Genomic DNA, 10,238 nt, shown 5'->3' on the forward strand with positions numbered 1-10,238 from the left:
TAATCATGGTTTCCAAGAAGGGCAAAGGTGGGTATATTAGATTTAGATAATGGTTCCAGAAAGTCCATAACCTTCTTCATTTCAGCCTCCCTGTTACCTACAGAGTGGTAAACGTAATCTCCTAATAGTAACACTGCACTCGGTTCCATCTCTACAACTCGTCCTACAACACGTTTAACGGTGGAGGTATTATCCATCCACATACCCACCTGTCAGGTTCAGTAAGTCATTTCAATCAAAGCAAAGAAAAGAGAATGAGCCTATTAAAAATGTATAGCTCCAGTGAAATAGAAACGATGCAGGGTAGACGTCCTTATGACGTCTACCCTTATCTGTTTAGTTTTTATGTAAAAAAATAAAAATGTAAATATTTCCAAAGGGTTAAATTAAGCTTAAATGTTCCGATAAAAGATATAAGCAAATCTATTATACAAACTTGGGGGAACGATACTTAATGCAAAAGCAAAGCACAATAACTAACCAGATAAACGGAGACATAGAATTATGGAAAAAGAAAAAAATAAAGTGGACATTGAAGAAAAAAATATCGCTACTAATTGTCTGTGCAACACTATTTAGTTTACTGATGGGTGCTCCAATTTCATATATTCAAAACCTTGTTTTAGATTCTGGTGCACTGGAGTTCTTAGATGAAGGGATTAATACTATAGTACAAACTTATTTTACAATTATTGTAAATTTAATTATTATGATTGTATTTGTTATGTACGGTTTAAAAAAGTTTGTGGAACAACCGATCAACAAAATGATGCAGGACCTTGAAGAGATACAAGGTGATGAGATAGATTTAGGGAAAAAAGTATCGGTGAGCACTAATGATGAGTTCTCACTATTGTCGTCATCCTTCAACAGTATGTTATCAAATTTAAATCAAGTCATTAAATTGGTGAGTGATGTATCCACTCATGTGGCTACTACATCAGAGGAAATGGCAGCTGCTTCAGAAGAAGTATCAGCTTCTGGTAAAGATGTAGCACAAAATATTCACCAATTAGCAGAAAAGGCAGAAGAAGGTAATGTTGCTGTAAAGGATGTGTCTGAGGCTCTAACAGACCTTGCTTCCCTTATCCAAACAGCCCAAAATAAAGCGGAAACTGCGAATGAACACTCTAAAATAACCTATCACTCTGCTTATGAGGGTAAAGAAACAGTAGTAGATGTAATAGAGAAAATGGGTAACATTAAAGAAAGTACAGAAGAGACAAAGCAGTTGATAGGACAATTAGATAAATACTCTAATGAGATTACAAAAATCACAGAAATGATAACAGGAATTGCTGAACAAACCAACCTGTTAGCACTGAATGCAGCGATAGAAGCAGCACGTGCTGGGGAAGCTGGAAAAGGATTTGCTGTCGTAGCGAATGAAGTACGAAAACTTGCTGAACAATCTACAAAAGGTGCTGAAGATGTTTCTGAATTGATAAAAAAGATTACAGTAACGACATCAAAAACTGTTGAGGCGAACACCAATAGTCAGAATGAGGTTGAAACAGGTGTTGCAGCAGTACAGAAGGCAGGAAATGCATTAGAAAAAATAGTGGAAGCAGTGAATGAAACTGAAAAAGCTATTAATGAAATTGTGAAAATCACTAATGAAGAAGTAACCACTTCCGAAAAAATGACTAGTTTAATGTATACGGTAGCCTCTTTTGTTGAGGAATCAGGGAGCAGTACCGAAGAGGTATCAGCTGCCACTGAAGAAACGTCAGCATCTATGGATACCATTGCAGAAAGCTCAGAACAATTAAATGAATTGGGTGCCGAATTAAAACACTCCGTCAAACAATTTAAAATTGATGCAGAAACAAAAGATAGTAAACATTTATAGAAAGATTTTGTAATATAAGGGCCTCTTTCTGTTAAAAGGAAAGAGGCCCAATTGATTTTCACCAAAACGGAATCCCATTTAATGGTATTATTTTAAGCAGAAAGAAAGTATAAACACTTTCTTTCTGCATAAGTGCAACTAAGGCTTTCGCCATATAGCTTGGTGATAAGCCAAGTTTTCTAATCTTAATTGTAGAGTCCAAACCTTCTGTTAATTATGGTATAGTAAAGGGATAGTAAATAAATTTTTGGGGTGAATATATGGATTTAGGTACAATCCAGAATAAAGTTAAGGGACATACTTCCACTGTTCTTGGAAGTGAAAATTTTTCAAAATACGCTGTCCTGCTGCCTCTCATTCAAAAAAAAGACGATGTTCATATACTATTTGAAATTCGCTCACAAAACTTAAGAAGGCAGCCTGGAGAAATTTGTTTTCCTGGAGGAAGAATGGAAGAACAGGATCCTACCGACCAGGTGACAGCTATTCGAGAAACTGAAGAAGAACTGGGAATTAGCTCAGAACAAATTTCAGATGTTTCCCCGCTGAATTACTTAGTTTCCCCATTTGGAATGATTGTTTATCCACATGTGGGTTATATTGAGGGATTTGAATTTATCAAGCCAAATACCGCAGAAGTTGCGGAAGTATTTACTGTTCCACTCTCCTTTTTTTTAAACACACGACCAAAAATTCATTCTGTACATATTAAAATGGAACCAGAGGAGAACTTCCCGCTGCATCTTATTGCAGGTGGTGAGAATTACAATTGGCGGACAGGCAAAATAGATGAGTATTTCTACACTTATGAGGATAAGGTCATCTGGGGTCTCACCGCAAAAATTCTCTCGCACTTTGTTGACTTAATCGCAGAAAAAAAGTGATGTTTCTTTTTATATAGGAAACATCACTTTTTTTAGTTTCAGAAAGTATAAATGAAAGTTTGTCTGATTACGGCCAAGGAAATGTACCAACGCTGACATACTTTTTACCACTAAATGACAAGAAGTGTACCAGTAAATGACAGGCGATTACCACCTCACACCTTCTGGATGATTAAAGTTAAAAAGTCATACGTATATTGAATTATAAATGTTATACTTGTTGTACTTATTTGATTGATTTTCAATAAAGCTAATCTTCCGCAAAAGGGCGCATTTCTTGAGCAGAAAAGGCGCCTTATCTTTATTTTTTGACAAGTTTAGAACTTACACCTTATTACATTTCGATTGTGGAATAAAGGCTGTATCAAATGACCATACTGACTGGAAGGAAATTAAGAGATTTATAGTATGGGAGTGTGAAAAGTATGTTGTTGTCGGAAACATGGGAAAAGTACAAATCTGATAAAAGAATTGAAGGTTATTCCTCTCTTACATTAAAAATGTATGGCTTTCAATGTAATCTTTTAAGGCGTTATTTCGGTGATATTAGAATGGTAGATGTTACAACGGAAAAATTGAAACAATATCTAGGCGAAGCTGGAGAACATTTAAAGCCTTCCAGCTTAGGTCATCGTGTACGATTCATTAAGTCATTGTTTAAATGGGCGCACGAGGAAGGCTTTATCTTAAAAAATCCCGCTGCAAAATTAAAAGAACCTAAGTTAGGGAAGCGAATTCCAAAGTTTCTTTCTGAACATGAAATTGAGCATCTTCGTGAAGGATGCCATACACTGATGGAGAATGCTTTGTTTGAATTTTTTTTATACGACTGGCTGCCGGATTGGAGAAGTCGCGAAATTAAACCGAGACGATATTAATTTCGCAGGAAACTCAGTAATTGTGCATGGTAAAGGTGATAAGGAAAGGGAAGTATATTTTAATGTACGTTGTGCAATTTGGCTGAAAAGATATTTAGATGAACGTGACGATGATGAACCCTGTTTATTTGTCACAGAGCGTAATCCTAAAAGACGTATGAGTATAGATTCCTTGAGGTATATTGTTAAACGTATTTCTAACCGTGCTGGAATCAACAAGATGATTCATCCACACCAATTACGTCACAGTTATGCCACACACATGATTGACAATGGTGCGCCTTTAGAGGTAATTCAAAGCCTGCTTGGTCATGAAAAGAGTGAAACGACAAGAATTTATGCCCATCTTAGTGGGAAATTAAGATATCATTTTTATAACAAGTATTTTTAAAGGAAAACAGGAAAAAGTGAATTCGTAAACCTTAACATCCTTATTTAAATGGTGTAATGATGTCCGGGACGACTTTAAACTGTGTTATAATAAATAGAAAGAATCTTTTGAGGTGATCAAAATGAGTGCGTTAAGCAAAAATGTAAAACAAGAACTCGCAAATGCATTGGATGATCAAAATGAGGCTTTGTTTGTGGCCGATGGAAAACTGTTCTCCCTTGAAGTGCATAATACGGATTCAGCAGATGAAAGCCTTGGCAATTTGGAACAGGAAATTGAATCATACCCGGAATTAAAAGACTCGCTCCAGCGTTTTCTTGATAATCCAGACATGAAAAGGTATACCGCAAAGGAATTAAAGGAGCTGCGGTATGACCAAAGAGGATAACCAGAAATTTTTGGTTCATTTTACAGAAGAGTTTAACAGGTGTTTGGATCAAATCCAAGCCTTCTTTGCAGAGCAAGGAGAAGCTGTGCTTGAATGGTGGTTTGCTAAAGAAGATAACATGATTGATGAAATTGATCATCTGTTATCTTCTTTTCCATATGCTGGAAGGATGGTTGAGCAGGGGTCTTTTAAAGGTTTGCGTTGCCTTACATACGGAAAAGGCCGCCATCGAATGCTAAATTATGTGGTTTTTTATGCAGTTTATGAAAATGAAAAAGATATTGATGTCATTAACATTTTACCATCCCGTTCAAAGCGAAAACGAATAAAATAGTTCATGAATCGGGCCATTTTGTTGAAGATCAGTAGGCGTTTTTGTGATGGATTTCGAAGTTTAATAATGCTTTTAAACATAAAAAATACTGGGGAATAATCGACAAAATAAACACCGAGTCCTGTTAAAAACGCTGTGTATTTAATGCTATCCTCTACATTTATTAATTCACCTAGCTTAATAATGACTCAATATCCAGTACAGTATCAATAATTGCAGTTGGTTTTTGTATAGAAGTTGGTATCACTTTTTTATTGTTTATCCAGATTGTAGACATACCTACATTTATGGCTCCTTCAATATCTGCTGTCCAATTATCACCCACAAATAATGCCTCGTTTGGTTCTGTGGCAAAGTGATTTATAGCTAATTTAAAAATTTGAGGGTGTGGTTTAGAATAACCAACTTCTTCAGAAATAAAGACTGATTCTACTGGGAATATATCGTCCATTTTTAATTTGATCACCTTTTTATAACAGGTATCATATGCGCCATTCGTAATTATACCAAGCTTATACGTATCTGATAACCTCTTGAGCATGTTATTAATTGTATGTGTGGGTTTTATAAGCTCTAGGTATGTTAAATTAAATAAATCACTAAAATTGTTAGCATTTTCTTTCGATACGGTGATTCCGAAGTCATCTAATGCTTTCATTAATCGCAATTGTCTATACTCATTAAATGTTGTTTTTTGTTGCCACAAACTATCACTATAATACTTAAATCGCTGAAATAGACTTTCTGTCTCTATTGCACAAGTTATAGGATGAAGTCTCATTGTTTCTTTCATTCCCTCTGTCCAAAACAGTTCAAAATTAAATAAGGTATCATCTAAATCAAATAATATTAATTTTATTCTATTCACTTTTTCCAATTCTCCCTGTATAACAAAATTCTATTGGTTTTTATTCATGGCAAAAATGTGTGAAATGTTACTTTCAATATCAATGGACTTTACTACAAGAGAGACTTTATTTTCTACATTTAAGGTTTCCCAATAAAACGCCGCTGTTTGTTCAATGCTGTCGTAAAGCTCAACAACAAATGGTTCTCCTGAGAAGGATGGTAATGGATCTCCATCTGAAGCATAAGTATGTATACAGTGTCCAAGTCCAGGTAATCCTTTTTCGTAATCATAAAATTGACGTAAACAGTAATTTGGATTATTATTAAATGTTTTTAATATAGATAATTGATAAGCTGGGTTGTCCTTATTCATATTTATTATTCCAGATATTCGCGGTGTGAAATTGGGTGAATCAGGCTCAAACGTCCTACTTTTCAGTGCGGTTTCAAATGATCTTTTATTTCTGAGAGCTTCATAAATTGTATCGGTTTGGTCTCCATTTGAGACGATATGGTAATTCTGATAAAACTTTATAGGATAGTAAATGATTAAAGACGGATCTACTAATTTTTCTTTGTCGAATGCCTCTGTCTTAACGAACCCTTCTTCATCAATAAAAATCCTATTCCGGCTATTTTCACTTCTACCCATTATCCAATAGACTTGTATATATTTCTTAGAATTTGGACTAAGACCAGTTATGATACCCCGTCCCGGATATGAAATGTTTTTCAGTTGGTTAATGTTGTTTTTACATAAGCTAGTTAACAATGAATACACCCCTTTAAAAAAGCATTTGACAGTAACTGTCAAATGCTTTGCCCAGGCGAACGGCTGTAAAAAGAATGCGCTTCCTTGTGGTATTCCACTTTTCGCCAGTCACACATTCAAAAGTCTAATTATATTATCTACATTCTAGCAGATAATTCATAAAAGAAAAACCATAGTTACTCAAACGGGGCGCGTTTGTGAAAGATCAAGAGCCTAATTTCTCGCTTAAAGAAGGAGTAATTAGGCTTTTTTGTCCTTCATTATTTTAAATATTACCCTATTGGTAAATGCGGTGGCAACAAGTGGTAAACCTTGTGGTAAACACTGGTAAAAAAGATGGCAGAAGTGGTACATTCTTACAGCCGTAATCAGTTTGTCCAGTTTTAGCGCCCAGCAACTAGCAAACCTCACACTCCTTCACTACGATAAGTCAACATCGGATCGTGCCTCACCATGTTTCCTTTATCTCATTGCAGAGTGCTCAAATTTGTACGTTGCTAAACGGGCGCTTGGGCTTTTCTTAGTTTAGGAAATTTATATCATTAGAATTTCCTTAATATCATCATCTGTAAGGCTGGACGGCACTTTTTCATCAGGGTTGATAATTTCTTCAACAAGATGTCTTTTTTTATCCTGAAGTATATTTATTTTTTCTTCGATGGTTCCACGAGCAACCAGCTTGATGACGTGTACTTCACTGGTTTGTCCAATCCTGTGGGCACGGTCAGCAGCTTGTTCTTCGACTGCCGGATTCCACCAAATATCATAGAGAATAACGGTATCTGCCCCAGTGAGATTAAGACCAGTTCCGCCTGCCTTTAAAGAAATCAGGAATAAATTGCTTTCTCCGGCATTAAATCGGTTGCTGATTTGAAGACGTTCTTTTGATGGGGTCTGTCCGTCAAGGTATAGAAAAGATAACCCTTGAATGGACAATTGTTTACCTATCAGCTGCAGCATTTTCGTGAACTGTGAAAAGATTAATACCCTTCTCCCTGAAAGTCGTGCTTCCTCGATAATACGCATTAGCTGTTCAAATTTAGCTGAACTTCCCTGATAACCGTCTACGAACAGTGCCGGGTGGCAGCATATCTGCCTGAGTCTGGTCAATCCAGCAAGGATTTTGATTCGATTTTTTCGAAGTGTATCTTTATCCAAATGTTTCAATGTATCATGTCGAAGCTTTGCCAGGTAAGCTGCATATAATTTCTTTTGCTCAGGAAGCAATTCAACTGAATCCGTTGACTCACTCTTTTTAGGAAGCTCTAAAAGTACATCTTCTTTCAACCTGCGAAGTAAAAATGGGCGAATTCTTCGGGCAATCTTTTTCCTTGAAAGATTACTGTATTCCTTTAAACCCTGGAACAGCTCAGGGAAGATAACGTGAAAAATTGACCATAGCTCCTCCAGTGAATTCTCAACTGGTGTACCTGTTAAGGCGAAGCGGTTTGTAGCCTGTATCTTTTTTACAGCTCGTGCAGTTTGTGTAACAGGGTTCTTAAAGGCCTGGGCCTCGTCAAAAAAAACAGTATGAAAGGATTGTTTTTCAAACCACTTGATATCTGCGCGCAATAGAGGATAGGAGGTGATTACCACATCACTGTTCATAATTTGTTTTTGGAGCTTTATCCGTGCTTGTTTATTACCATCGAGTATGGAAGCTTGTACAATAGGAGCAAATTTGCTGAATTCATCCAACCAGTTATAGGTTAACGATGAAGGGCAAACAATCAGGACTGGGATCTTTTTCTCTCGGATGAGAGAAAGTTCAGACAAAGTAAATGTAATACTCTGCAATGTTTTACCAAGTCCCATATCATCTGCAAGAATACCCCCAAATCCATAGCTGGCAAGCTTCTTCATCCATCTGTATCCGTCTTTTTGATAGTCTCTCAGTACATGATCTAAATTATTAGGGATGTTAAATTCTATGCTTTCGGGATTGCGAATGCTATCAAGAAATTGACGAAATGAATCCTCAAACGTAAACACATTATCCCCATTAGTAGAATCTAGGAGCCGAAGTCCCTGTACTATAGGCAAATTCAATCCGTTTTCAAGGTCCTCATCCTGAACCGGAACGGCATTAAAAAACCGCTTTATTTCCTCAAACTCCTTAGTCTCAAGTGATAGTAAGGCCCCATCCCGTAAACGATAATATTTCCTCTTTTCCTCGATTGCTTCTAAAATCTCACGTATATGTTTTTCAGGAATACCATCCATTTCAAATTTAAATTCCAGCCAATTTGTTCGCTCCCGTTTAACCTTCACACTCACCTTTGGTTTAGCCGGGGCTTTTGAAATTCGATTTCTTACTGCAGTGGTCGCATAGACTTGTACTAACTTTTGCAGTTTTGGTAGGACATGGTATAAAAACTCATATTCGAGCATTTCATTATGCAAAAAATACCCGCCATCCGTCTTGCCAAATGAAATTTCCTCCATAAGATTCAGGATATTGGATTCTTTCTCTTCATCTCTGAAAAGTACAGTCTGAGAAAATGACTCACTATTTTCTAATGGGTTGATGACACTGTTGCCATAATGAAATTCTATACCAGCAAGGAGTCGATTTTTAACTCGGTCCAAGTAAAGTTTCGCGGTCAAGGGTGTTTCTACAAACTGATTTGAAATTTCTTTAGGCAGCCGTATATTACCTAGCCTTTTTAAGCTTGGGACAACTTTCTCTATAAATAAACCAGCTTGATCCTGAGATATTGGAATCAGGTCTGCCTCTGATCTATTCACCATCTGTTTTAGTTCAAAAAGTCTTTTGCAGTCACTACTTTCCAGCTTAATTAGCTTTCCATCAACTAAAACACAGCTGTATGCGTCCAACACAATCATCTTGTTTAACCCCTCTATCTTCAAGAGGAAGCCTGTGTTTTCTGATTCCTTCACGTCAAACTGTAAAGAAAGGGGACTGTCTGATAAGTGAAGGCCATTATATACATTTCCGTGATAAGCAAGCTTCACGGATGGTGCTTTTATTAGTAGAGGAGCGACTTGTGCCCACGAAGAAGGCGGAATAAGCAGGCTATGATTACTGAACATAAGGTCTGATTCTTCAGAAAGACCATTCACATATACCTTTTCATCAACGATCACTTGTGTAAGCTTTTGAATAACTGCGTCTGTTTCTTCTTCAAAGCAATGGATTGCTGGATCGAAAATTGGCAAGCCTTTGCTTCTAGTACTGCCTTGGGCTTGTCCCAGAAAATCACGGGTATGCTGCACTTTAGTTTGTTCAATTTGTATTTCCAATTCGATTAAATAATGTCCATTGCCTATGTGTATAGGCTTACAGGTGAACACTGCATCCACTAACTCTCTCTCTTCAAAATGAAACTGCTTTGAACTTAATCGTGCCGGCCTGTCTGTGAAAAGATTAATTAAGTCTTCTGAAAGTACCTGGTTATTTGACTCAGCCTGAGAGTTCTTCTGTTTAGAAACTGCAAGTAGAACTGCAGCTATATGCTGGCATTTATTTTTAAATGAAGGCAGTGTGGGGCAGCTGCATTGTGTATGAAATCCATCCTTATCATTTTTTTCAACAGTGACATGGAAATCTTCTGTTCCTGTTACAACAGCCTCACATTTGTCCGGACTGTAGCTTTTAAAAGTCACCTTGTTCGCACGATAAAAAGAGTCTCCTCTTTTAAAGGAGACAATACCGCACATATTTTTAATAATAGTTTGATCTATATCTATATCCAAATGCCTCGCTCCTTCGTAAGGACATTCTGCTAAATTAGTTAGATTTCTGCTACCACGATTGTACCATACGCTAACGTTTTTTCTTATATGTAACGCTTCTGAAGAGTTTTGATAAGTTAGTATAAATAATATTACCTCAATGGAAAATACTAAAGTTAGTATAAGAAAACGGG

The 10,238-nt window shown here is 36.6% G+C and carries 8 protein-coding genes, 1 pseudogene and 1 riboswitch; of the genes and pseudogenes, 5 read left to right on the forward strand and 4 right to left on the reverse strand.

Annotation, left to right across the window (positions count from 1 at the left end; translation table 11 throughout):
- Positions 1-197 (reverse strand): metallophosphoesterase (locus tag ACOI1D_RS19400; protein WP_422503602.1); only part of this gene is annotated, 197 nt, incomplete at its 3' end.
- A gap of 257 nt (positions 198-454) precedes the next feature.
- Here ACOI1D_RS19400 and ACOI1D_RS19405 point away from each other — a divergent pair.
- From ACOI1D_RS19405 to ACOI1D_RS19425, 5 genes and pseudogenes are all read left to right on the forward strand, one after another.
- Positions 455-1,852, forward strand: a complete 1,398-nt coding sequence (locus ACOI1D_RS19405; protein WP_422503604.1) for a methyl-accepting chemotaxis protein — start codon at positions 455-457, stop codon at positions 1,850-1,852.
- Positions 1,853-2,112: 260 nt separating this feature from the next.
- Positions 2,113-2,736 (forward strand): NUDIX hydrolase, encoded by a 624-nt coding sequence (locus tag ACOI1D_RS19410; protein ID WP_422503606.1) that lies wholly within the window; start codon positions 2,113-2,115, stop codon positions 2,734-2,736.
- A gap of 425 nt (positions 2,737-3,161) precedes the next feature.
- Positions 3,162-4,005, forward strand: a pseudogene (locus ACOI1D_RS19415) (tyrosine-type recombinase/integrase).
- Positions 4,006-4,126: 121 nt separating this feature from the next.
- Complete coding sequence (locus tag ACOI1D_RS19420) at positions 4,127-4,393, forward strand: hypothetical protein (RefSeq protein ID WP_422503607.1); 267 nt, start codon at positions 4,127-4,129, stop codon at positions 4,391-4,393.
- On the forward strand, positions 4,377-4,727 hold the full coding sequence (locus tag ACOI1D_RS19425) for a type II toxin-antitoxin system RelE/ParE family toxin (protein WP_422503609.1): 351 nt from the start codon (positions 4,377-4,379) through the stop codon (positions 4,725-4,727). The genes ACOI1D_RS19420 and ACOI1D_RS19425 overlap by 17 nt, the downstream gene beginning before the upstream one ends.
- Before the next feature lie 172 nt (positions 4,728-4,899).
- On the opposite strand, the gene ACOI1D_RS19430 is transcribed toward ACOI1D_RS19425, so the two are convergent.
- From ACOI1D_RS19430 to ACOI1D_RS19440, 3 genes are all read right to left on the reverse strand, one after another.
- Positions 4,900-5,595, reverse strand: a complete 696-nt coding sequence (locus tag ACOI1D_RS19430; protein ID WP_422503611.1) for an HAD family hydrolase — start codon at positions 5,593-5,595, stop codon at positions 4,900-4,902.
- A 30-nt stretch (positions 5,596-5,625) separates the two neighbouring features.
- Positions 5,626-6,348, reverse strand: a complete 723-nt coding sequence (locus tag ACOI1D_RS19435; RefSeq protein ID WP_422503613.1) for an IMP cyclohydrolase — start codon at positions 6,346-6,348, stop codon at positions 5,626-5,628.
- Between the two features lie 42 nt (positions 6,349-6,390).
- Positions 6,391-6,470: riboswitch (ZMP/ZTP riboswitch) on the reverse strand.
- Between the two features lie 412 nt (positions 6,471-6,882).
- A complete protein-coding gene (locus tag ACOI1D_RS19440) occupies positions 6,883-10,065 on the reverse strand; it encodes an SNF2 helicase associated domain-containing protein (protein WP_422503614.1) in 3,183 nt (1,060 codons plus the stop codon).
- Between the last annotated feature and the right edge of the window lie 173 nt (positions 10,066-10,238).

The organism is Virgibacillus sp. DJP39, from assembly GCF_049310925.1.
GTDB lineage: Bacteria > Bacillota > Bacilli > Bacillales > Amphibacillaceae > Virgibacillus_F.

Bases quoted from the DNA above. Each gene is read 5' to 3' on its own strand.
- ACOI1D_RS19425 (WP_422503609.1), top strand. From the start codon at position 4,377: ATGACCAAAGAGGATAACCAGAAATTTTTGGTTCATTTTACAGAAGAG.
- ACOI1D_RS19420 (WP_422503607.1), top strand. From the start codon at position 4,127: ATGAGTGCGTTAAGCAAAAATGTAAAACAAGAACTCGCAAATGCATTG.
- ACOI1D_RS19405 (WP_422503604.1), top strand. From the start codon at position 455: ATGCAAAAGCAAAGCACAATAACTAACCAGATAAACGGAGACATAGAA.
- ACOI1D_RS19410 (WP_422503606.1), top strand. From the start codon at position 2,113: ATGGATTTAGGTACAATCCAGAATAAAGTTAAGGGACATACTTCCACT.